Origin of the sequence: Microbacterium azadirachtae, from assembly GCF_000956545.1 — a bacterium.
In the GTDB taxonomy this organism is placed as follows: domain Bacteria; phylum Actinomycetota; class Actinomycetes; order Actinomycetales; family Microbacteriaceae; genus Microbacterium; species Microbacterium azadirachtae.
In genome coordinates, this window is record NZ_JYIT01000081.1 from 126,274 (window position 1) to 149,504 (window position 23,231).

General features: G+C 73.5%; 17 protein-coding genes. 13 read left to right on the plus strand and 4 right to left on the minus strand.

Annotation, left to right across the window (positions count from 1 at the left end; all coding sequences use genetic code 11):
• Window positions 1-184: 184 nt before the first annotated feature.
• From RL72_RS12810 to RL72_RS12820, 3 genes are all read right to left on the minus strand, one after another.
• Window positions 185-1,954, minus strand: a complete 1,770-nt coding sequence (locus tag RL72_RS12810; protein ID WP_045251224.1) for a thioredoxin domain-containing protein — start codon at window positions 1,952-1,954, stop codon at window positions 185-187.
• Window positions 1,955-2,028: 74 nt separating this feature from the next.
• Window positions 2,029-2,868 carry an aldo/keto reductase gene (locus tag RL72_RS12815; RefSeq protein ID WP_045251225.1) on the minus strand — a complete coding sequence of 280 codons (840 nt, stop codon included), beginning with the start codon at window positions 2,866-2,868 and terminating at the stop codon, window positions 2,029-2,031.
• A gap of 83 nt (window positions 2,869-2,951) precedes the next feature.
• Window positions 2,952-3,581 (minus strand): TetR/AcrR family transcriptional regulator, encoded by a 630-nt coding sequence (locus RL72_RS12820; protein WP_045251226.1) that lies wholly within the window; start codon window positions 3,579-3,581, stop codon window positions 2,952-2,954.
• Between the two features lie 104 nt (window positions 3,582-3,685).
• On the opposite strand from RL72_RS12820, the gene RL72_RS12825 reads away from it, so the two are divergent.
• The 10 genes from RL72_RS12825 (at window position 3,686) to RL72_RS12870 (ending at window position 19,040) form a co-directional block, all read left to right on the plus strand.
• Complete coding sequence (locus tag RL72_RS12825) at window positions 3,686-4,471, plus strand: SDR family NAD(P)-dependent oxidoreductase (protein WP_045251227.1); 786 nt, start codon at window positions 3,686-3,688, stop codon at window positions 4,469-4,471.
• Window positions 4,472-4,598: 127 nt separating this feature from the next.
• Window positions 4,599-8,612 carry an ATP-dependent RNA helicase HrpA gene (gene hrpA, locus RL72_RS12830; RefSeq protein ID WP_045251228.1) on the plus strand — a complete coding sequence of 1,338 codons (4,014 nt, stop codon included), beginning with the start codon at window positions 4,599-4,601 and terminating at the stop codon, window positions 8,610-8,612.
• Window positions 8,613-8,691: 79 nt separating this feature from the next.
• Window positions 8,692-9,639 (plus strand): quinone oxidoreductase family protein, encoded by a 948-nt coding sequence (locus RL72_RS12835; RefSeq protein WP_052674396.1) that lies wholly within the window; start codon window positions 8,692-8,694, stop codon window positions 9,637-9,639.
• A gap of 82 nt (window positions 9,640-9,721) precedes the next feature.
• Window positions 9,722-11,083, plus strand: coding sequence for an O-acetylhomoserine aminocarboxypropyltransferase/cysteine synthase family protein (locus RL72_RS12840; RefSeq protein ID WP_045251229.1), 1,362 nt, complete (start codon window positions 9,722-9,724; stop codon window positions 11,081-11,083).
• Between the two features lie 43 nt (window positions 11,084-11,126).
• On the plus strand, window positions 11,127-11,945 hold the full coding sequence (locus RL72_RS12845) for a shikimate 5-dehydrogenase (protein WP_258955412.1): 819 nt from the start codon (window positions 11,127-11,129) through the stop codon (window positions 11,943-11,945).
• Between the two features lie 142 nt (window positions 11,946-12,087).
• Complete coding sequence (locus RL72_RS12850; protein WP_052674398.1) at window positions 12,088-13,611, plus strand: Mur ligase family protein; 1,524 nt, start codon at window positions 12,088-12,090, stop codon at window positions 13,609-13,611.
• 90 nt (window positions 13,612-13,701) lie between these two features.
• The gene (locus RL72_RS12855; protein ID WP_156156797.1) at window positions 13,702-14,337 is read left to right on the plus strand and encodes an RNA polymerase sigma factor; all 636 of its coding nucleotides are present in this window, start codon (window positions 13,702-13,704) and stop codon (window positions 14,335-14,337) included.
• Window positions 14,327-14,797, plus strand: coding sequence for a hypothetical protein (locus RL72_RS12860; RefSeq protein ID WP_045251232.1), 471 nt, complete (start codon window positions 14,327-14,329; stop codon window positions 14,795-14,797). The genes RL72_RS12855 and RL72_RS12860 overlap by 11 nt, the downstream gene beginning before the upstream one ends.
• Before the next feature lie 31 nt (window positions 14,798-14,828).
• Entirely contained in the window at window positions 14,829-16,529 is a 1,701-nt protein-coding gene (locus RL72_RS12865; protein ID WP_052674400.1) for a S8 family peptidase, read from the plus strand.
• A 42-nt stretch (window positions 16,530-16,571) separates the two neighbouring features.
• Window positions 16,572-19,040, plus strand: coding sequence for a CHAT domain-containing protein (locus RL72_RS12870; RefSeq protein ID WP_045251297.1), 2,469 nt, complete (start codon window positions 16,572-16,574; stop codon window positions 19,038-19,040).
• 193 nt (window positions 19,041-19,233) lie between these two features.
• On the opposite strand, the gene RL72_RS12875 is transcribed toward RL72_RS12870, so the two are convergent.
• On the minus strand, window positions 19,234-20,091 hold the full coding sequence (locus tag RL72_RS12875; RefSeq protein WP_045251233.1) for a sulfurtransferase: 858 nt from the start codon (window positions 20,089-20,091) through the stop codon (window positions 19,234-19,236).
• Between the two features lie 79 nt (window positions 20,092-20,170).
• On the opposite strand from RL72_RS12875, the gene RL72_RS12880 reads away from it, so the two are divergent.
• The 3 genes from RL72_RS12880 to RL72_RS12890 all read left to right on the plus strand — a co-directional run bounded on the left by RL72_RS12880 (window position 20,171) and on the right by RL72_RS12890 (window position 23,227).
• On the plus strand, window positions 20,171-21,193 hold the full coding sequence (locus tag RL72_RS12880; protein ID WP_045251234.1) for a Gfo/Idh/MocA family protein: 1,023 nt from the start codon (window positions 20,171-20,173) through the stop codon (window positions 21,191-21,193).
• Window positions 21,194-21,213: 20 nt separating this feature from the next.
• Window positions 21,214-22,128, plus strand: a complete 915-nt coding sequence (locus RL72_RS12885) for an NYN domain-containing protein (RefSeq protein WP_045251235.1) — start codon at window positions 21,214-21,216, stop codon at window positions 22,126-22,128.
• Window positions 22,129-22,249: 121 nt separating this feature from the next.
• Window positions 22,250-23,227 (plus strand): epimerase, encoded by a 978-nt coding sequence (locus RL72_RS12890; protein ID WP_045251236.1) that lies wholly within the window; start codon window positions 22,250-22,252, stop codon window positions 23,225-23,227.
• The last annotated feature ends 4 nt before the right edge of the window (window positions 23,228-23,231 follow it).

Below are 23,231 nucleotides of genomic sequence, written 5' to 3' on the forward strand. Positions count from 1 at the left end.
CGTGCCTGCGGAGGGCGCACGTCGGGCGGCAGGGCCGAGCGGCGACGTCGCCGGGGGTCGGGCCACTGTATCCACAGTCCGACGTGCTGGACAAACGGTGCAGCCGGATCTGCGCAGTGCGCACAGTCTGTCCGCCACATATCGGGATCATCTGAGCAGACTGTCCAGCCCGCGCGTGCGAACCTCAGCGCTCCACAGGCACCAGCGCCGGATCCGAGACAGGCAGCCGGCATACGAAGCCTCGGCAGTCGTGCACCACCTCGGCGACCTCGTCTCGCTGCTCGAACAGGGTGAAGCCGGCCGCGGCGAAAGCCCGCACCTGGGCCGGGGCGAGCACCGCCACGACGTCGGCGTCGGCGCGCCGTGCGGCGGCGGCGAGCGCGCCACGGCCATCGGCGGTGACCGCGACGACCTGACGCGGCTGCCGGGCGAGGCCGGCCGTTACGCGCAGCAGCGCTCCATACCCGAACGGCTGCTGGAGGGCGCGCTGCGCCCTCGCCTCGACGAGCGCGACGGCCCGCTCCCGGTGCCGCTCCCCCGCGCCCAGCCGCCAGGCGGTGAGCTCGGCCGCGGCGAGCGCGGCCGCACCGGACGGCAGATCGCCGTCGCCGTCCTCGGCGGAGACCGGGATGGCGTGACCGGCGAGCACGGGATCGGCCTGCGCCGGTGCCGCGAGCACGTCGAGGGCCTGCACGGCCCATCCGGCGTCGCCCGTGGCCAGCGCGAGCGCGAACAGCCCCTGGGCGAGGAGCCCGAGGTCGGCCTCGGTGGCGACGGCCGCAGAGGCGGTCCCGTCGAGGGACGTGCGCACCAGGCGCCCCGCGGCGTCGCGGTTGACGGCGAGGACGACGTCGGCGGCGCGCGCGGCCGCCGCGACCCAGGACGGTTCGCCGAGGGCGTCGCCGGCGCGCGCGAGCGCCGCGATCGCGAGTCCGTTCCAGCCGGTGATCACCTTGCCGTCGACCGCCGGGGGCTGCAGCCCGGCGCGCTCGGCGACGGGGCGCCGGTAGTAGCCGCCCTCGCTGCGCTCGCCGTCGATCCAGGACTCCGAGTCCTGTGCGGCGCCGAAGCCGCCCTCGGGGCGCTGCAGCACGGTGAGCAGGAACTGCGCCGCACCGCGGGCGACGTCTTCGCGGCCCGCGTCGAGAGCGGTGTCGAGCAGCTGGGCGTTGTCGGCGAGCATGCGCTCGTAGTGCGGCACCGACCAGTCCTGCTGCGTCGCGTAGCGGAAGAAGCCGCCGTCCTCGTCGCGCAGCTCGGACGCCGCCATGGCGTCGAGCGCGCGATCCACGACGTCGCCGCGTCCGACCGCCTGCAGGAAGCGCAGCGTGGTGGCGACGGGGAACTTCGGCGCCGTGCCGAAGCCGCCGTGGCGCCGGTCCTCGCGCGCGGCGATCGCCGCGGCGGCCGCGGACAGCTCGGCCTCGCCGGGCAGCGCGGTCGGCTCCGCATGCACGAGCGACGCGAGCGCGTCGGCGACCGCGCCGGCCTGCGCCTCCACCTCCTCACGGCGATCGGTCCACGCCTCGCGGACGGCGGCCAGCACGGTGCGGAACGCCGGGATCGGGCCCCGTGGGACGGGCGGGAAGTAGGTGCCCGCGTGGAACGCGCGCCCGGTCGGTGTCGTGAAGACGGTGAGGGGCCAGCCCAGGTCCCGGGTGAAGGCCGACGCGGCCGCCAGGTACGCGGCGTCGACGTCCGGGTGCTCCTCGCGGTCTACCTTGATCGCCACGAACGCTCGGTTGAGCTCCTCCGCCGTCGCCGGATCCTGGAACGACTCCCGCGCCATGACGTGGCACCAGTGGCAGGTGCTGTAGCCGATGGAGATCAGCACCGGCACGTCGCGACGCCGCGCCTGCGCGAACGCCTCCTCGCCCCAGGGATACCAGTCCACGGGGTTGTCGGCATGCGCACGCAGATAGGGGCTCCCTGTGTCCGCGAGGCGGTTGCTCATGCCTCCACGCTACGCCGCGCGGATCCCTGAGGCCCGTCCAGCGAGGGGCGCATCGACGGGACGAGGCGCGGCCGTCAGTTGACCTCGTCCGGGTGGGACGCGACGCGACCGGATCCGTCACCGGGATCGAGCGCGGAGATCGCGGCGAACTCGACGTCGCTCAGCGCGAAGTCGAACACGTCCAGGTTCTCGCGCAGGCGCTCGGCGCGCACCGACTTCGGGAACACGATGTTCCCCTTCTGCAGGTGCCAGCGCAGCACGACCTGCGCCGGGGACTTGCCGTGCGCCGCCGCCGCGTCCGCCACGGCGGGCGCGCCGAACAGGTCGTACTTGCCCTGGCCGAGCGGTCCCCAGGCCTCGATCTTCACGTCGTGGTCTCGGGCCCAGGAGGCGACGTCGCGCTGCTGGTACGCCGGGTGGAGCTCGATCTGGTCCACCGCGGGAACCACGCCGGTCTCGGCGACGATGCGCTCGAGGTGGGGCACGAGGAAGTTCGAGACGCCGGCGGAACGGGCAAGGCCCCGGTCGCGGATCCCGACGACCTTCTCCCAGGCGTGCACGTAGTTGTCGCGCGCCGGGGTGGGCCAGTGCACGAGGTAGAGGTCGACGTGGTCGAGGCCGAGACGGTCCAGGCTCTCCTGGATCGCGGCGTCGGGCTCGTCGCCGTCGTGGCGGTCGTTCCAGAGCTTGGTCGTCACGAACAGCTCGTCGCGCGGGATGCCGCTCTTCGCGATGGCGGTGCCGACGCCCTCCTCGTTGCCGTAGATGGCGGCGGTGTCGATGTGCCGGTAGCCGATCTCGAGCGCCTCGCTCACTGTGCGCTCGGTGTCGGCCGGGTCGACCTTGAAGACGCCGTAGCCGAGCTGAGGGATGGTGTTGCCGTCGTTGAGCAGGATTCCGGGAATCGTCGTCATGCCCCCAGCCTAGGATCCCTCCGCGGCGCGAAGGGCCGGGTCGCCGGACGTCGCCGTGCCGACCGCCTCCTTGCAGGGCGGCCTCAGTGGGCGGCGTGCGTCTCGGTCGCCTCTCCGAGCGACGGAGCGAGCGCCGCATAGGCACGCGTGGCGAGGGCCGCGGGCGATCCCGCGCCGTGCACGCCGGCGGTGGATCGCGCCCATTCCTCGAGGCCGATGCGGATCGCCTCGGTCGCCGCCGCGGCGAGGATCCGCGCCTCGAGCCGGTCGTGGCCGCCGCGCTCGGAGATGAGAGCGACGAGCCGCTCCTCGGACTCGTGGTTCACCCGGTGCCACACCGCGCGGAGCTCGCGGTCGTCGTCGAGCGCGCGCAGCAGCGGGCGCATGCGGGCGAGGGCGTCGGAGTCCTCCGGCGAGCCGGGTGTCAGCTGCGCAGCGAGCACGCCCGGGATCGCCGTCGCCGGATCCTCCTCCGCCGCGCGGAGGGCCGCCTGCCAGCGCGCCGCGCCGATCTCGAGGAACGGGGCGACCGCGTCCTCCTTCGTCGCGAAGTAGCGGTAGAACGTGCGCAGCGACACGCCGGCGGCCTCGGCGATCTCCGCCGCCGTGACGCCGGCCACGCCCCGGTCGGCGAACAGCCGGGCGGCCTCGGCCGCGATCTCGTTCGCGGTCTCGGCCTTGCGGCGGGACATGAGCCCGGGAGGCGTCTGCATGGTCCGAGCGTACGGGAATACCTTCCGTTTCATGGTGTTGTGTGTCAATATGACACGTTGTGCCATTTAGGCACGACGAGACTCCAAAGGAAGAAGGATTCGACATGAACCGCTACGAGGGACGCCGCGCACTGGTCACCGGCGGCGGATCCGGCATCGGACAGGCCACGGTGCTGCGTATGCTCGCCGAGGGCGGGCGTGTGGTCGCCGCCGACGTCAGCGCCGCCGGACTCGCGGACACCGTCGCCAAGGCCGGGGATGCCGCGGATCGCCTGACGACCGTCGAGGTGAACATCGGCGACGAGGCGTCCGTGCGCGCCGGGGTGGCCGCCGCGGTCGAGGCGCTCGGCGGGCTCGACGTGCTCGTGAACGCCGCGGGCATCCTGCGCTCCTCGCACACTGCGGAGACGACGCTCGAGCAGTTCCAGCAGGTGATCCAGGTCAACCTGGTCGGCACGTTCCTGATGATCCGCGAAGCCATCCCCGCGCTCCTGGAGGGCACGGACGCCGCCGTCGTGAACTTCAGCTCGACCTCGGCGATGTTCGCGCATCCGTACATGGCCGCCTACGCGGCGAGCAAGGGCGGAGTCCAGTCGATGACGCACGCCCTGGCGGCGGAGTACGCGAAGCAGGGCATCCGCTTCACCGCCGTGCAGCCCGGGTCGATCTCCTCCGGCATGACCGACGGATCCGGCCAGAGCAAGCAGAGCCAGGGTCCCGGCCTGCCCGAGGACGCCGACATGAGCCTGTTCATGAAGCTCGCCCCGGCCATCGGTCAGGGGTTCGCGGGCCCCGAGTCGGTCGCCGGCGTGGTCGCGATGCTCGCCAGCGCCGACGGCGCCTTCATCACCGGCACCGAGGTGCGCATCGACGGCGGCACTCACTTCTGACCCGGGCTCTCGCCGCCCGCTCGGGGGACGGATCCCCCTCGGTGCCCCGGGCGGGTGCAGCGAGACGAGGGGCGCTCGCGAGACCGGATCCGGCTCTCACCCGTGCGGCGCGTTAGGCTGGAGGGCTATGTCCGCGCCCGTCATCTCCTATCCGCCGGAACTTCCGGTCAGTGCGGCGCGCGACGAGATCGCCGCGGCCGTCCGCGACCACCAGGTCGTCGTCGTCGCGGGCGCGACCGGATCCGGCAAGACCACCCAGCTGCCGAAGATCCTGCTCGAGCTGGGCCGCGAGCGCATCGCGCACACGCAGCCGCGCCGTCTCGCCGCGCGGACGATCGCCGAGCGGATCGCGGAGGAGCTGCGGGTGCCCCTCGGCGGACTCGTCGGATACAAGGTGCGCTTCACCGACCAGGTGTCGGACGAGACCCGGATCGCGCTCATGACGGACGGGATCCTGCTCAACGAGATCCACCGCGACCGGCTGCTGCGCCGCTACGACACGATCATCATCGACGAGGCGCACGAGCGCTCCCTCAACGTCGACTTCCTGCTCGGCTACCTGCACCGGATCCTGCCCGAGCGCCCCGACCTCAAGGTGATCATCACCTCGGCGACGATCGACCCGCACAGCTTCGCGAAGCACTTCGCGGACGCCGAGGGCGAGCCCGCGCCGGTGATCGAGGTCTCCGGCCGCACCTATCCGGTCGAGATCCGCTACCGTCCGCTGGTCGACGACGCCCCCGCCTCGGAACACGACGCAGGAGATTCCGGGTCCGGATCCCCCTCGACCGGGCGAAACAGCCCGGCTCTCCTGCGTTCTGCGCGGGGGAAGCGGGAGGCCGAGCCCGAGGACGAGGTCACCGCGATCGTGCGCGCCCTGCAGGAGCTCGACCGCGAGGAGCGCGGCGACGTGCTCGTGTTCCTCCCCGGCGAGGCGGAGATCCGCGACGCCGCCGACGCGATCCGCGGGGCCTACCGCTCGCAGACGGCGCCGGTCGAGGTGCTGCCCCTGTACGGGCGCCTCTCGGCCGCGGAGCAGCACCGGGTGTTCGAGCCGTCCACGGTGGCCGGCCTGAGACGCCGCGTCGTGCTCGCCACGAACGTGGCCGAGACGAGTCTCACCGTGCCGGGGATCAAGTACGTGATCGACACCGGCACGGCCCGCATCTCGCGGTACAGCAGCCGTTCCAAGGTGCAGCAGCTGCCGATCGAGGCCGTGTCGCAGGCGTCCGCGAACCAGCGCTCCGGCCGCGCCGGACGCACCAGCCCCGGCATCGCGATCCGCCTGTACGGCGAGGACGACTTCGACAGGCGCCCCGAGTTCACCGAGCCGGAGATCCTGCGCACCTCGCTCGCCGCCGTCGTGCTGCAGATGCTGAGCCTCGGCTTCGGCGACATCGCGGATTTCCCGTTCCTCACACCCCCGGAGTCCCGCGACGTGCGCTCCGCGTTCGACCTGCTCGTCGAGCTCGGAGCCGTGCGCGTCGGACGCGGCTCCGACGAGCCGCCGCGGCTCACCCGGATCGGGCGCGACATCGCCCGCATGCCGATCGATCCCCGTTTCGCGCGCATGCTCGTCGAAGCGGTGCGGACGGACGTGACCGCAGCCGTGCTCGCGATCGTCGCCGGGCTGTCGATCCAGGACGTGCGCGAGCGCCCCTCCGCCGACGCACCACAGGGGGTGCGCGACGAGGCGGAGCGGATGCACGCCCGGTTCGCGGATCCGACCAGCGACTTCCTCTCGATCCTGAACCTGTGGAACCACCTGCGCGAGCAGCAGCGCGAGCTCGGATCCAGTGCGTTCCGCCGACTCTGCCGCGCCGAGCACCTGAACTACGTCCGGGTGCGCGAGTGGTTCGACGTGCACCGCCAGCTGCGCACCCTCGTGAAGGCCGGACGCGAGGCCGACACCGGCGCCGCCGCTCCCGAGGCGGTGCATCGCGCGCTGCTCGCCGGACTGCTCAGCCACATCGGGATCCTGGACGAGCGCACCCTCACCAAGGGGCCGCCGGCCAAGGGCGGGCAGAAGGACCAGAAGCGTCGGGTCGCCGAGTACCGCGGCGCGCGCGGGATCCGGTTCTCGCTGTTCCCCGGGTCGGCCCTGCGCCGTTCGGGACGCCTCAAGGACCAAGCCTCGGGGACCGGGGCGCCGCGCGCGGTCATGGCGGCCGAGATCGTGGAGACGTCGCGCACGTTCGCGCGCACCGCGGCCGCGATCGACCCGGCCTGGGCCGAGGCCCTCGCCGGCGATCTCGCCAAGCGGCAGATCTCAGAGCCGCACTGGTCGAAGGAGGCGGGCGCCGCCGTCGCGTTCGAGAAGGTGACCCTGTTCGGCGTGGAGCTTGTCGCCCGCCGCCGGGTGCAGTTCGCCCGGATCGACCGGCCGGCCGCCCGCGAGCTGTTCGTGCGCCACGCGCTCGTCGAGGGCGAATGGGATCCGAGCCGGATCGACAAGCGCGTCTCGGCGTTCTGGCGCAGCAACGCCGAGCTGCGCCGCCGCCTGGAGAAGCTCGAGGAGCGCGAGCGGCGGCGTGACATCCTCGTCGGCGACGAGGCGGTGTTCCGCTTCTACGACGAGCGGATCCCGGCCGAGGTCTTCGACGTGCGTTCCTTCGAGGCCTGGTGGCGCGAGGCGCTCGCCACCACCCCGAAGCTGCTCGTGATGCGCGAGAGCGATCTGCTCGACGACGACGAGCGCGCCGACCAGCGCGACTTCCCCACCCGCTGGACGCAGGCGGACCAGGTCCTGGGGCTCGCCTACCGTTTCGAGCCGGGCGCGCCCGATGACGGCGTCAGCGTGGTCGTCCCCCTCGCCCTGCTGCAGCAGGTGAAGGACGCGGGTTTCGACTGGCAGGTGCCGGGACTGCGCGCCGAGCTCGTGACCGCCCTGCTCCGCGCCCTTCCCAAGGCGATCCGTCGGCACGTCGTCCCCGCTGCGGACTGGGCCGAGAGATTCGGCGCGGAGCTCGCCCCCGACGCCCCCGAGGCGCATTCCGGCCTGCCGCCGCGGAGCCTGCGCGAGGCGCTCGCGCGGCTCATCCAGCCTCTCGCGAACCAGCCGATGTCGGCCGCCGACTTCGATCTGGAGCGCGTGCCCGCGCACCTGCGGATGAACTTCCGCGCCGTCGACGAACGCGGCCGCGTCGTGGGATCCGGCCGGGAGCTGGTCGCGCTCCAGCGCGACCTCGCCGATCGCTCCCGGGCGAGCGTCGCCCGCACGATCGAGCGCGGCCCGGACGCCGGCCGTGCCGCCGATCCTCCCGCCCCCGCGGCGCGCGACGGCCTCACCGCCTGGGACGTCGGAGACCTCCCGGAGGTGCTCGACACCCGGGTGGCCGGCGGCGTGGTGCGCGGCTACCCGGCCCTCGTCGATCAGGGGAAGACCGTGTCGCTGCGCGTCGAGGCGACCGCCGAGGCAGCCCGGGCCGCGACCCGCGGCGGCGTGCTGCGCCTGGTGCTGCTCGGCATCCCCTCCCCCGCCTCCTACGTCCAGGATCACCTGACCAGTCCGGAGAAGCTCGCGCTCGCCGCTTCGCCCTATCCGAACGTCGCCGCCCTCGTCGAGGATGCGCGCGCCGCGGTCGCCCGGGCGGCGATCGACCGGCTCACCGGCGGATCCGGGATCGTGCGCACCGAGGCGGAGTTCACCCGGGTGCGCGACGGCGTCTCCGCGATCGTCGTGGACGAGCTTTTCGCGCTCGTGTCGCTCGTCGCCCGGATCCTGACGAAGGCGCGCGAGGTCGAGCGGGCGATGAAGGGGCAGAACTCCCTCGCCCTGCTCGGAACGCTGAACGACATCCGCGGCCAGCTCGCCGGCCTCCTCCCGAACGGCTTCATCTCGAGCGCGGGAGCCGAGCGCCTCGCCCACTACCCGCGCTATCTGGACGGGATCCTCGATCGCCTGCGCACGCTGGCCGACGCGCCGGGCAAGGACCGCACCCGGCTCACCGAGTACGAGCGCATGGCGCAGCAGTTCGCGGACGCCGGCGGCACGTTCCCGCTCCCGGCGGACGCGGAGCCCCGGCTGACCGAGGTGCGCTGGCTTCTCGAGGAGTATCGGGTCAGCCTGTTCGCGCAGCGCCTCGGCACCGCGCAGCCCGTCTCACCGCAGCGGATCGTGAAGGCGCTCGCCGAGCGCTGACCCCGCCGTCCCCGCCGCGACCGTTGCGCCCGATGACGGACACGGCCCCGCCGCATCGGGCCCGTCGTAGCCTGGATCCATGGCTCAGGCGATCGTGCAGACCGAGATCGGCGGACCCGAGGTCCTCACCCTGGTGGAGGTGCCGGATCCGGTCCCCGCGCCCGACGGAGTCGTGGTGCGCATCGAGGCGGCGGGCGTCAACCCCATCGACGTCAAGCAGCGCAGCGGGCTGCGACCGCTGCCGCCGATCACCGAGCCGCGCCATCTCGGGTTCGACGGAGCGGGCGTGGTGACCGCGGTCGGCGCCGACGTGACCGACGTCGCGGTCGGCGCGAGGGTCGCCGTCCGCGACACCCGCGGCACCTACGCGACGGCGCTCGCCGTGCCCGCCGCGCACCTCACCGCGCTGCCGGACGCGGTGACCGCCGCCCAGGGCGCCTCGCTGGGCATCCCCGCGGGCACCGCCTACCAGTCGCTGCGCTCCCTCGACGTCGGTGCCGGCGACCTGCTGCTCCTGCACGCGGGATCCGGCGCCGTGGGCCAGGCCGCGATCCAGTTCGCGGTGGCCTGGGGCGCGTCGGTCATCGCGACGGGCGGCCGGGCGTCGCAGGAGCGCCTGCGGGGGCTCGGCGCGATCCCGGTCGAGTACGGCCCCGGTCTGGAGGACCGGATCCGCGCGGCGGCCGACGGGCGGGAGATCACCGTGTCGCTCGACGGCGCGGGCACCGACGAGGCCGTCGCCGCGTCGCTCGCGCTCGTCGGCGACCGGCAGCGGATCGCGACGATCGTGCGCGGCCCCGACGCCGCGGACCTGGGCATCCGCGCGTTCAGCGGCGGCAGCCCCGTCCCGCTGAGCGCGCAGGAGCTCGCCTGGCGCGCGGAGGCCGTCCCCGTCGCCGTCGCGCTGATCGCGGAAGGACGGTTCTCGATCGAGTTCGGCCCGGAACTGCCGCTCGCGGACGCCGCCGAGGCGCATCGTCTCATCGAGGACCACACCGCGCACGGCAAGATCATCCTGCGTCCCTGACGCGCGGAACGTCTGGGACGATCGCCGCGCAACAGTCGGAAACATGCCTGCGCAGCACGGCGGTGCGCCGCAGGATGGGTCCGTGACCGATCCCGCCGCCTCCGCCCCCGACACCCGTTTCGCGACGAAGCAGGTGCAGGCGGCCTACGTCCCCGGCACACCGCAGAACACCGCGGTGCCGCCGCTGTACCAGTCCGCGGCGTACCAGTTCGCGAATCTCGCCGAGGCGCGGGACTTGTTCGCCCTGCGCCGGGCGGGCAACATCTACAGCCGCAACGCCAGCCCCACGCAGCAGGTGCTCGAGGAGCGCGTGGCCGCGCTCGAGGGCGGCGTCTCCGCGATCGCGGTGGCGAGCGGCCAGGCCGCGGTGGCGGTCACGATCCTGGCGCTCGCCGGACGCGGCGGCCACGTGGTCGCCGCCGACCGTCTGTACGGCGGCACAGTGGACCTGCTCCAGGACACGCTCGACGACTTCGGTATCGCGGTCACCTTCGTCGACCAGGACGATCCGCAGGCGTGGCGCTCGGCCGTGACCGCGCGGACGCGCCTGTTCTTCGCGGAGTCGGTCGCGAACCCGGTGGCCCAGGTGCTCGACGTGCGCCAGGTCGCCGACATCGCGCATGCCGCGGGAGTCCCCCTCGTGATCGACAGCACCGTGACCACGCCGTACCTGCAGCGTCCCGGCGAGCACGGCGCCGACTTCGTCGTCCACTCGGCGACGAAGTACCTGAGCGGCCACGGCGGATCTCTCGGCGGCGTCGCGGTCGACCTCGGATCCTTCGACTTCGGCGCGGACCCCTCCCGCTGGCCGCAGCTCACGGCTCAGCACGACCGGTTCGGGCCCGTCTCGCTGTGGGAGCGATTCGGCCAGGGCTTCGCCTTCGGCGCGCTCGTCAAGGCGAAGTACGTGCACGACCTGGGGCCGTCGTTGTCCCCCTTCAACGCCCACCAGATCCTGCAGGGCATCGAGACGCTCGACCTGCGCGTCGCCCGGCAGAGCTCGTCCGCGCTGGCGATCGCCGAGGCGCTCGCCGACCACCCCGCCGTCGCCCGGGTGCATCACCCGGGGCTCGCGGGGAACCCGTGGCATCCTCTGGTCGCGCGCTACCTTCCGCACGGCGCGCCCGCGGTCTTCTCGATCGACCTGGTCTCCACCGGCGACGAGGAGCGCGACCAGGAGCGGGTGGAGCGCTTCGTGGACGGGCTGCGCGTCGTCCGGCTCGTGGCGAACATCGGCGACGCGCGCTCCCTGGTCGCGCACCCGGCGTCGATGACCCACTCGCACCTGAACGCCGCGCAGCGGGCCGCCGCCGGCATCAGCGCGACGACCGTGCGCCTGTCGATCGGCATCGAGGATCCGGCCGACATCCTCGCCGACCTCGATCAGGCGCTCGTGCGCGCCGTCGGCGAGACGGTCGCCGAGCCGGCCCTCGCGTCGGCCTGACCTCCCCCCGCCGCGGCCCGCGCGCGCTCGGTACTCTGGGTCGGTGCCGATCCTGAACAAAGACATGACCCTGTGCATCTCGCTGTCCGCGCGACCGAGCAACAACGGCACCCGGTTCCACAACCACCTCTACGAGGCGCTCGGGCTGAACTGGATCTACAAGGCGTTCGCGCCGACCGACCTCGCACAGGCGATCGCGGGCGTCCGGGGCCTCGGGATCCGCGGCTGCGCGATCTCCATGCCGTACAAGGAGGACGTGATCGCGCTCGTGGACCGGATGGATCCGTCCGCCACGGCCATCGACTCGGTCAACACGATCGTGAACGACGACGGCGTGCTCACGGCGTACAACACGGACTATTCGGCGATCGCGCAGCTCATCGCACGCAACGCCCTGGATCCGGCGTCGTCGGTGCTGCTGCGGGGGTCCGGCGGGATGGCGAAGGCCACCGCCGCAGCCTTCCGCGACGCGGGCTTCGCCGACGTCACGGTCGTCGCGCGCAATGAGGAGGCGGGGCGCGCCCTCGCCGGCCTCTACGGCTTCGGCTGGACGGCCGACGTCGACGGCCGCACCGCGGACATCCTCGTCAACGTCACGCCGATCGGCATGGCCGGCGGCGCGGAGGCGGACGCGCTGTCGTTCCCGGAGATGGCGATCCAGGCCGCGACCGCGGTGTTCGACGTCGTCGCCCTCCCTGCGGAGACCCCGCTCGTGCGAGCAGGGCTCGCCGCCGGCAAGACCGTCATCAACGGCGCCTCGGTCGCCACGCTGCAGGCGCTCGAGCAGTTCGTGCTGTACACCGGCATCCGTCCGACCGACGAGCAGGTGCGCGCCGCCGAGGAGTTCATGCGCGCCCCGTGACGCGCCGCGGCGCCTCCTGTTCCGAACCCGGCCTTCTCCGAACACGACGCAGGAGAATCCGCCGCTTCTGGGCTCCTCCGTGGCCCACCAGCCGGGATCTCCTGCGTTGTGCGCACCGGCGCCCCGGTAGACTCGGACGGTCATGCCCTCCGTGTCGAACTATCCCGCCCCGCGCCTGGATTCCCGCCCTGTCGAGACGTTCCGCGCGACTCTCGGCGACCTCGCCGCGCACCTCTCCGCGCCGGCGCCGGAGCGGGCCGACACGGTGTTCACGGGCGCTGCGCTGTCGACGGATCACGTCCGTCCCGGCGACCTGTTCCTCGGCATCCCCGGGGCGAACGCGCACGGAGCCCGGTTCGCCGCCAAGGCGGTCGAGGCCGGCGCGACCGCGGTGCTCACCGATGCCGACGGCGCCGCACTCGTCCCCGACGGCGTCCCGACCCTGATGGTGGAGAGCCCGCGCCTCGCCGCCGGACCCGCGTCGGCGTTCCTCTACCGGGACCCCGCGTCGTCGATGACGTCGATCGGCATCACGGGCACCCAGGGCAAGACCACCACCGCCTTCTACGTGGCCGCGGCCGCCGGGATGTCCCGCTCGGGCACGATCGGATCCATCGGCACGACCGTCGGCGACGACTTCTTCCCGCCGGTGCTGACCACCCCCGAGGCGCCCGAGCTGCAGGCCCTGTTCGCCGTGATGCGCGAGCAGAGGCTCGAGACGGTCGCCGTCGAGGCGTCCAGCCACGCGCTCACGCTGGGCCGCGTGGACGGCTTCGCCTTCGACGCGGGCGTCTTCCTCAACCTCGGGCACGACCACCGCGACTACCACCCCACGCAGGCCGACTACTTCGCCGCCAAGGCCCTGCTGCTCACGCCGGAGCACGCCAGGATCGGCATCGTCGACATCGACTCGCACTGGGGCCGCGTGCTCGCGGCGCAGGCGACGGTGCCCGTGCGCACGACGTCGGCGAGCGGATCCGAGGCGGCCGACTGGCGCGCGGAGGACGTCGAGCTGCGTGCGCACGGATCCTCGTTCACCGTGCGCGCCCCCGACGGCGAGCGCGTGCGCTTCACGACGCAGCTCACCGGCGCCTTCAACGTGAACAACATCCTCGCCGCAGTCGCCGCCCTCGCGGAGACGGGCAGGGATCTCGCGGAGCTCGCCCCCGGCATCGCCGCGCTGCCCAGCGTCGAGGGCCGGCTGCAGCGGTTCGACTTCGGACAGCCGTTCACCGCGATCGTCGACTCGGCGCACAAGCCCGAGGCGATCAACGCCGCCCTCCGCGCGATCCGCACCACGACTCCGGAGGGGCGGCTCATCGCCGTGCTCGGCGCGAACGGCCACCGCGACACGGCCAAGCGCCGCATGATGGGCCGTTTCGCGGCGATGTTCGCCGACGTTCTCGTCATCACCGACGACAACCCCTACGACGACGATCCCGCCGAGATCCGCGCCTCGTTGATCGACGGAGCCCGCTCCAGCGTCGTCGAGATCGTCGAGATCGCCGACCGCCGGGAGGCGATGGCGGCGGCCGTGCGGATGGCCCGCCCGGAGGACACGGTCGTGGTCCTCGGCAAGGGCCACGAGCGCTATCACGCCCTCGCGGACGGCGAGATCCCCTGGTACGACCCCGACGTGCTCCGCGAGGTCATCGCCGCTCTCTGACCCGCTGGCGGCGATCTCAGGATCCGTGCACGGATCTTGTATCAGGAAGCCACTATCGCTCTCCTGCCCCGTGTGGAGACAATGGGCGCCATGACGGCCATCGACCGAACGCAGCCGTTCGGGGAGCGCGACGACGCGGCGGGCACGGAGTCGCCGCGCTGGGAGCGCGCAGCGGCGCTCTTCGTGCGCTGGCGCGGCGGAGAGACGCGCGCCATGGACGACCTCGTCCGCCTGATGACGCCGGTGCTGTGGCATGTCGCGCGTGCCTACGGACTGGACCGAGCGCTCGCCGAGGACGTCGTCCAGTCGACGTGGATGGCGCTCGTGCGCCGGCACGCGGCCATCGAGGAGCCGCGGGCGATCTCCGGCTGGCTGACGCTGTGCGCCCGGCGCGAGGCGTGGCGCGTGAGCCGGCTGCAGCGCAGGGCGGATCCCATCGACGCCGAGCTTCTCGAGCCGCTCCTGCCGCGCGGGGAGTCGGCGGAGCGCCAGGCGCAGCGCGGCACGGAGTCGGGGGCGCTGTGGCTGGCGGTCGGCGCGCTGAACCCGCGCTGCCAGAGGCTGCTGCGGGTCGTCGCGTTCGACGAGAGACCCGACTACGCCCGCATCGCCCAGGATCTGGCGATGCCGATCGGCTCGATCGGGCCGACCCGGCAGCGGTGCCTGGGCAAGCTCCGGGCCCTGCTGCAGCAGGACGGATGGGAGGAGGACGAGGATGACCGTTGAGGACGACGCCGCCGACGCGGCGCTGCTCGCACGGCTGCGCGCGATGTGGGAGACACAGGACCAGGTGCCCGCGGGGCTCGAGGACCGGATGGTCGCGGCCGTCGCCGTGGAGGACCTCGGCCGCGAGTACGCCCTGCTGACGCTCGTGGAGCAGGAGGGGCTCGCCGCCGTGCGGGGCGAGGCCGACACGGCGACGCTGCAGTTCAGCGACGGGCGCACGGGGATCGTGCTCCACATCTCCGCGAGCGATGCGGGGCTGCGGCGGGTCGACGGCTGGGTCGACGGCGAGGCTCTCGCGATCCGGCTGGCACAGGGAGATCGTGAGTGGGGCGCCGAGGTCGCCGCGCCGGGACGGTTCGCGTTCGAGGGGATCCCGGCCGGGCTCTCCGCGCTGCGGCTGGTGCTCCGCGGGCCGGACGGCGAGCCGACCGAGTTCCGCACCCCGCGGTTCGAGGTGTGATGCAGGCTGACGGTTCGATCAGGAGGCGCAGATGGCACGCGACGGCGACGAGCGACGAGGGGGCGGCGGTCGGACCGGCCGACCCGATTGGCGCGAGCGGGAGCGCGCGGCGCGCGTGCGGGGGGCGGTGCTGGACGTGAGCCTGCAGCCCGCTCAGGGGCCCCGCGCGCACACCACCGTGTACGAGCCGGATGTGCTGCTGGTGCGCCCCGACTTCTTCGCAGTGGACGAGACCGGGCGGCGCGGCGACGAGCGCCTCGCCGAGCTCGCCCAGGCTCTCGGCTGGAGCGTCTCCCCGGAGCGGCTGGAGGATGCGGTGGGCGCGCGGCCGGGCGCGCGTCCTGCTCCGCCCCAACAAGCACAGGGCGAGCGCCCGGAAGCGCCCCGGGGTCCCGCGCGCGCGGGGATCGCGGACTCGTCCCGCATGCGCATCACCGTCGCCGCCGGCGCCGCGCGCGACGGGCGACCTGTGCACGCTCCGGACGCCTGGCGGCTGCTCGTGGCGGCCCGCGACGACGGGATCCGCGGCCTCGCGCTGAACCACGTGCTCGGGATCCATCCGTTCACGGGAAACCCCTTCACCGGAAACCCCTTCACGGGAAACCCCTTCACCGGGAACCCTTTCACCGGGAACCCTTTCACCGGCAACCCCTTCACCGGCAACCCCGCAGGGCTCGCCAGCTACGCCTACCCCGGCTTCGGCGGACGCACCCCGGTGGCGTGGACCGGACCCGCTCCCCTGCGTACGCCGCTCCCCGCCGGAGCACGGCGACCGGTGATCGCCGTGCTGGACACCGGCTGCGGTGCGCATCCGTGGTTCGGGAACCTGCCCGGAGCGGCGCCGGGCGCGGACCCCGTGCTGATCCACCGCACCACCCACAGCGGCGAGCCGCTCGGGCTGGACGATCCCGCGACCGATCCCGAGACGCACCCCTCGCTGACCGACCCGCTCGACGGACGGCTGGATCCCGTCGCCGGGCACGGCACCTTCATCGCAGGGCTCGTCCTGCAGGCGTGTCCCGAGGCGCAGATCCTTCCGGTCCGCGTGTCGGACGGCAACGGCACGATCATGGAGAACGACCTGCTCGGGGCGCTCGGCCGCATCGTCGAGCTGCTCGAGAGCGGGGCGCTGCACCTCGACGTCATGACCCTGTCGTTCGGGTTCTTCCACGAGTCCCCCGGCGCCGAGGAGACGCTGAGCGAGCTGTACGGCCTGCTCCGGCGCGTGCGCGGCGCGGGATGCGTGGTCGTGTGCTCGGCCGGCAACGACGCCACCGACCGGCCGTCGTCCCCCGCGGCACTGTTCGCCTGGGGTGCGGAGTCGGGCATCGATCCGGAGGACGAGAAGGGTCTCGCCCCGCATGTCTCGGTCGGGGCGCTGAACCCGTCCGGGCGCTCGGTGGCGCTGTTCTCGAACATCGGGCCCTGGGTGCGCACGTACGCCGTGGGCGTCTCCGTGCTCTCCACCCTGCCGGTGGCGTTCGACGGCGGGACGCAGGCCGGCACGCGCGAGGACGCGGAGGACCGGCGGCGCGAGACGCTCGACCTCGACGACTTCGCCGGAGGGTTCGCCGTGTGGAGCGGCACCTCCTTCGCCGCCCCCGTCGTGGCCGGACGCATCGCGCGGGAGCTGGGATCCGGCGCTCCCGCCGTCCGCACCCCGTCGACGATCGCGGACGCCGTGCGCACCGTGCTCGACCGCTGCGCCAGGGAGGATGCGTCGCGCACGTAGAAAGCACTCCCGCGGCGCGCGCCCGCGCGCCATGCTGTGAGGGTGACGCTGACAGCGGAGGAGCTGTACCGGCGCGGACGCGCGCAGCTGAACGCCGGCCGCAACGCGGCGGCCCGGCAGGCGCTGCTCCGCGCTCGGACCCGCACCGAGGATCCCAACCTCCGCGCGCGGATCGCCGGATCCCTCGCGGCGATCACGATCCGCCAGGGCGACCGCGCCTCGGCGGAGGCGATCTGCCTCGAGGCGCTGGCGTGGACCGGGCTCTCCCCCGCGACCACGGCGATGCTGTGCGGCCAGCTGGGGCTCGTGGCGCTGGAGCGCGGGGACCTCGACAAGGCGATGTCGCTGCTGGACCGCGGCATCGCGGGCATCGGCGACGAGGTGGAGCACCGCGCGCCGATGCTGCTCAACCGCAGCGTCGTGCACATGCAGGCAGGGCGCCTGGCGGCGGCGATCGCCGATCTGGACCGCGCCGTGCCCGACTACGCCGCGACCGGTGACGAGGTCTCCCGGGCGATGGCCGTGCACAACCGCGGCTACGCGGCGCTGCTCGCCGGCGATCTCGTGCCCGCTCTGGAGAGCATGGGGGAAGCGCGCACCGTCCTCAGCACGGCGTCGGCGGTGAACGCCGCGATCTGCGACCGGGATCGCGCGGAAGTGCTGCGGGATGCCGGTCTCACGCGCGATGCCGAGCACGCCCTGGAACGCGCGATCCGGGTGTTCGGCGCGCATCGGATGCGGCAGGCGCGCGCCGAGGCGGAGTTCCAGCTCGCGCGGTCGCTGCTGAGCCACGACCCCGAGCGCGCGGCGCCGATCGCCGCGGCCGCCGCGCGACGGTTCCGCGCCGTCGGCAGCGAGTCCTGGAGCGTGCGGGCGGAAGCCGTGCGGCTGCGGGCGCTGCTGACCGTGGAGGCCGACGGCCGGGCCACCTCGGTGACCCCGCCGTCCGACGGCGCCGTGGACCGGGTCGAGACGCAGCTGCGGGCGCACCGGCTGCGCGCCGAGGCGGCGTCGCTGCGGCTCACCTGGCAGCGCCGCCGCGCGCAGACCGGCCCCGCGGACCCGGAACGGGAGTCCCGCATCCGCGTTCCCGCCGACGCGCCGCTGCCGGTCCGGCTCCTCGCGCAGGAGGTGCGCGCCGCGCGCGCTGCCGCATCCGGGGATGACGCGAGGGCCCGGCGGATCGCCGCCGCCGGGCTCGACGAGCTCGCGGGGTGGCAGGCATCGTTCGGGAGCCTCGACCTCGCCACCGCTCTCGTGATGCACGGCGCGGGGCTGTTGTACGCCGGGCTCGGCGCCGCGGTGCGTTCGGGACGGCCGGAGGTCGTGTTCGACTGGTCGGAGCGAGCCCGCCACCTCAGCCAGCAGACCGTGCCGCTGCGTCCTCCCCCGGATCCGGCCCTCGCCGCCGATCTCACGGAGCTGCGGATGCTGCGTGCCGAGGCGGTCTCCGGCGACTGGCTCGCCGAGCCGCGCGCCGCGGCGCTGAGCGAGCAGGTGCGGGAGCGCGAGTGGTCGTCGATCGGCCGCGCGGGCGGCCGTCGGCGCCTCACGCTCGCCGAGCTGCAGGCCGACCTGGACGGAGACACCGCGTTCGTCGCGTACGCGTTCCAGCGAGACGGCCTCGTCGCGGTCGCCGTCACGGCCGACGACGCCCGGATCGTCGACATCCCGCGCTGGCCGGTGGTACGTCGCGCGCTGGAGGGTCTGCGGGCCGACCTCGACGTCGCCGCGACGGTGCGCAGCGGCCCGATGGGCGATGTCGTGCGCCGGTCCCTCGACGAGCGCCTCGACGCCCTCTCGGAGGCTCTCCTCGCCCCGGTGCTCCCGATCGTCGGGGATCGACGGCTCGCCCTCGCCGCCGCGGCGATCCTCAACGGCGTGCCCTGGGCGATGCTGCCCGCGATGCGCGGGCGGGTCTTCACCGTGACCGACTCCGCGACGCAATGGCGGGAGCCGCGCGAGCCCGCCCCCTTCCGCGGCGTGGGCTTCGCCGTCGGGCCGCGCGTGCCCCGCGGCCCGGAGGAGGCGGCGCGGGGTGCCTCCGCCTGGCCCGGAGCGAGGGTCCTGGAGGGCGACGAGGCGACCGTCGGCGCGGTGACGGAGTTGACAGCGCGGGTGAGCGTGCTGCACCTCGCCGCGCACGGCAGGCATGCCGATGGGAACCCGATGTTCTCCGGCCTGGAGCTCGCGGACGGGGCGCTGTTCGGATACGACGTGGACCGGGTGACGCCCGTCCCCGACACCGTGGTGCTGTCGGCCTGCGAGGTCGGCCGCTCCTCGGTGCGCTGGGGGTGGGAGGCGATCGGCATGACGCGGGTCTGGCTGCACGCCGGCACAGGAACCGTGATCGCGACGCCGGTGATCGTCGCCGACGACGACGCGTGCGAGCTGCTCGGAACCGTCCACACCGGCCTCGCCGCGGGGCTCCCGCCGGCGCTCGCGCTGGCGCGCGCCGAGGAGCGCACCGGGCTGCGCTCCTCGTTCCAGGTGCACGGGCGCGGATTCTGAGACCGATGTATCAGCGCGGCCGCTGCGCGCTCTTCTTCTCCGGATCGACATGGTGTGGCCGACGCGAGCGCCGGCCGCTGGGGCGCCGTGGTGCTGGGGATGTGCGCAGTCGGGTTGACGCACAGCGATCCGGGTACAGGGGGTGTCGTCGAGGGGACCGGCGGCACCCCCTCCTCGCGGTCCGACGCGGTGCTCAGTCCTCCAGGGGATCCTCCTCCGCGGGGACCGCTCCGGTCTCGACGGGGAGCCCCGGCGTGTTCGACCAGGCACTCCAGGATCCGGGATACACCGTGACCTCGCGTCCGATGAGGGCCCCGGCGAGCGCGAGCTGCGCGGCGGTGACGCCGGATCCGCAGTAGGCCGCGATCGGGACCTCCTCCCCTGCGCCGACGGCCTCGAACGCGGCCTCGATCTCGGACGGGCTGCGGAAGCGTCCGTCCGCCGTCAGGACCTCCGCGATCGGCAGGTTGCGAGCGCCGGGGATGTGCCCCGCGACAGGGTCGATCGGCTCGGTCTCGCCGCGGAACCGCTCCGGCGCACGGGCGTCCAGGAGCACTCCGGTCCACGCCGCCACCGCGTCCGCGTCCAGCACGCCGGTCGATCCAGGACGGGTCAGCACGACGTCGCCCGGCGGGGGCACGACCTCGCCCCGCTCGACCGCGCCTCCGGCGTCCCGCCAGGCGGCGAGTCCGCCGTCCAGGACGCGCACGTCGGCGACCCCGGCACGGCGCAGCGCCCACCACGCCCGCGATGCGGGCAGCGAGCGCGCGTCGTCGTAGACCACGACGGTCTGATCCCGGCGGATGCCCCAGCGGCGCGCGGCCCGTTCGAGGTCATCGTCGGCGGGCAGCGGATGGCGTCCGTCCGAGGGCGCGCCGTGCGCCGCCAGTTCCTCCTCGAGGTCGGCGAACACCGCGCCCGGAAGGTGCCCGTCGAGATACCTGTCACGTCCGTCCGTGAAGCCGAGGCGGTATCTCACGTCCAGGATGCGCGGATCGCCGCCCTCCTCGATCAGGGCGCGGAGCTCGGCGGCGGTGATCAGATCGGCCATGGCCCCATCATGCCAACCCGCACCGACAGGGGCGCCCCGGATCGCCCGCCGTCCGAGCGGTTGCCCGTACGCTGGAGGCATGACCGCCCCCTCTCGCCCCTCAGCGCTGCGCTGGGGCATCCTCGCCACGGGTGGCATCGCCGCCGCCTTCGCCGCCGACCTGCGTACCGCGGGCCTCGACCTGGTCGCCGTCGGCTCCCGGTCGCAGGAGTCGGCCGACGCCTTCGCCGCCCGCTACGGGATCGCCCGGGCGCACGGCTCCTACGAGGCCCTCGCGGCGGATCCCGAGGTCGACATCGTCTACGTGGCGACGCCGCATCCGATGCATCACGCCGACGCGCGCCTCGCGCTCGAGCACGGCAAGCACGTGCTCGTCGAGAAGGCGTTCACTCTGAACCGGTCCGAGGCGCAGGATCTCGCGGATCTGGGGCGCGAGAAGGGCCTGCTGGTCATGGAGGCGATGTGGACGCGCTATCTGCCGCACATGGTCCGCCTGCGCGAGATCATCGCCGCGGGAGTCCTGGGCGAGATCCGGGCCGTGTCCGCCGACCACACCCAGTCGCTGCCGACCGATCCGGCGCACCGCCTCAACGCCCTCGAGCTCGGCGGAGGGGCCCTGCTGGACCTCGGCATCTACCCGATCTCGTTCGTCTACGACGTGCTCGGCGCGCCCCTCACCGTGCAGGCGACCGGTCGTCTCGCCGAGACCGGAGCCGACGCCGAGGTCGCGACGATCATGACGCACACCGGCGGCGCGGTCTCCACCACGCTGTCCTCGTCGCGCGCGGCCGGCCCCAACACCGCCGTGGTGCTCGGAACGCGGGCGCGCATCGAGATCGACCGCGTCTGGTACTCGCCGACGACGTTCCGCGTGGTCGCGACCGACGGCACCGTGCAGGAGGAGTTCGACGGCCGCACCACCGCCGACGGGCGCGGCGGTGGCCGCGGGATGCAGTACCAGGCCCTCGCCGCCGAACGGTACGTCGCCGACGGCACGCTCGACAGCGATCTGCTCCCGGTCGCCGAGTCGGTCGCGATCATGGGCCTTCTCGACAACATCCGTGCTCAGATCGGCGTCCGCTACCCCGGCGAAGCCGCCTGACCGATTCCGGAGGACAACCCATGGCCGAACCGCAGGACACCCGCGTCGCCGTCTATCTCGACTTCGACAACATCGTCATCTCCTGGTACGACCGGGTGCACGGACGCAACGCGTACAGCAAGGACCGCCAGCGCATCCAGGACGACCCGTCCGACGCCGAGGTGGCGGAGCGTCTCAAGGCCGCGATGATCGACGTAGGCGCGATCATCGACTACGCGTCGTCGTTCGGCACCCTGGTGCTCACGCGGGCGTACGCCGACTGGTCCTCGCCGGTGAACGCCGAGTACCGCTCGCAGCTCGTGGCGCGCGCGGTCGACCTCGTCCAGCTCTTCCCCGCCGCGGCGTACGCGAAGAACGGAGCCGACATCCGCCTCGCCGTGGACGCCGTCGAGGACATGTTCCGCCTCCCCGACCTCACCCACGTGGTCATCGTCGCGGGTGACAGCGACTACGTCCCGCTGGCCCAGCGCTGCAAGCGGCTCGGCCGCTACGTGATCGGCGTGGGCGTCGCCGGATCCACCGCGAAGTCGCTGGCGGCCGCCTGCGACGAGTTCGAGGCGTACGACTCGCTGCCCGGCGTCGAGCGCGCCCCCGCGCCCGTCGAGGCCGTGCCGAAGAAGCCCGCCGCCAAGCAGACCCAGAGCGCGCGCAAGCAGTCCCGCGCGACCGTGGAGAAGGAAGAGCCCACCACCACCGACCAGGAGCAGGCCACGGCGACGTTGGCGCGCGCGCTGCGGCTCGGCCACGACAAGAGCGACGGCGACGAGTGGCTGCACAGCTCCGCGGTGAAGACGCAGATGCGCCGCATGGACCCCTCGTTCAGCGAGAAGGCCCTCGGCTACCGGTCCTTCAACGCGTTCCTGAAGTCGCGCTCCGACATCGCCGAGCTGGAGGAGTCCGGCCACGAGCGTCTCGTGCGCCTGATCGAGAGCTGACCGCGGTCGGCTGACCGTTCGCGGAAGCGGAGCGTTGCGTTTCGCCATAGTCACGTGTTCGCTTTTTTTGAACATGTTCGATACTGTCGGGAACGTTCCGCTACGGGATCGAGGAGGAGCCATGACGCAGGGAGTCGACGGCCGGGTGGTGCTGGGCGGATCCACGGGCTTCATCGGGCAGGATCTCGCGCGACGATGGCGGGCCGCCGGACGGGAGGTCATCACCGTCTCCCGGCACGACGCCGACCTGCGCTGGGACGACCAGGCCGGCATCGACGCCGCCGTCGACGGAGCCGGGCTGGTGGTCGGCTTCGCCGGCAAGAGCGTGAACTGCCGCTACACGCCCGCGAACCGGGCCGAGATCCTCCGCTCGCGCACGACGACCACCACCGCGCTGCGCACGGCGGTCGCGCGCGCCGCGACGCCGCCTCCTCTCTGGATCAACTCCTCCACGGCCACGATCTACCGACATGCCGAGGACGGGCCGCAGACGGAGACCCGGGGAGAGCTCGGCACCGGCTTCTCGGTCAACGTGGCGAAGGCCTGGGAGCGGGAGCTGTTCGCCGGCGACCTCCCCGGCACGCGGCGCGTGGCACTGCGCACGGCGATCGTGCTCGGCGACGGCGGCGTGCTCGGCACGCTGCGCACGCTCTCCCGCCTCGGCCTCGGCGGAACCCAGCACGACGGGCATTGGCCCCTCGGGCGCGCCCGTCGCGCCGCGGGCACGGCGCACGGGTTCCGGGCCCGCGGAGGACGGCAGCGGTTCAGCTGGGTGCACGTGGACGACCTGGCGGGGATCATCGCCTTCCTGGAGCGGCACCCGGAAGTGGACGGCCCGGTGAACGCGGTGGCGCCACGGGCGAGCGACAATCGCACCCTCATGGCGACGGTGCGGCGCGCGCTCGGCGTCCCGTTCGGGCTGCCGTCGGCCCGCTGGATGCTCGAACTCGGCGCGATCGCACTCGGCACGGAGACCGAGCTCATCCTGAAGAGCCGGTGGGTCGAGCCCGAGAAGCTCCTCGACGCGGGCTACGCATTCGCGCACCCCGACCTCGACGAGGCCGTCCGCACGTCGTTCGCCGCTCCCGCCGCGCACTGACGCG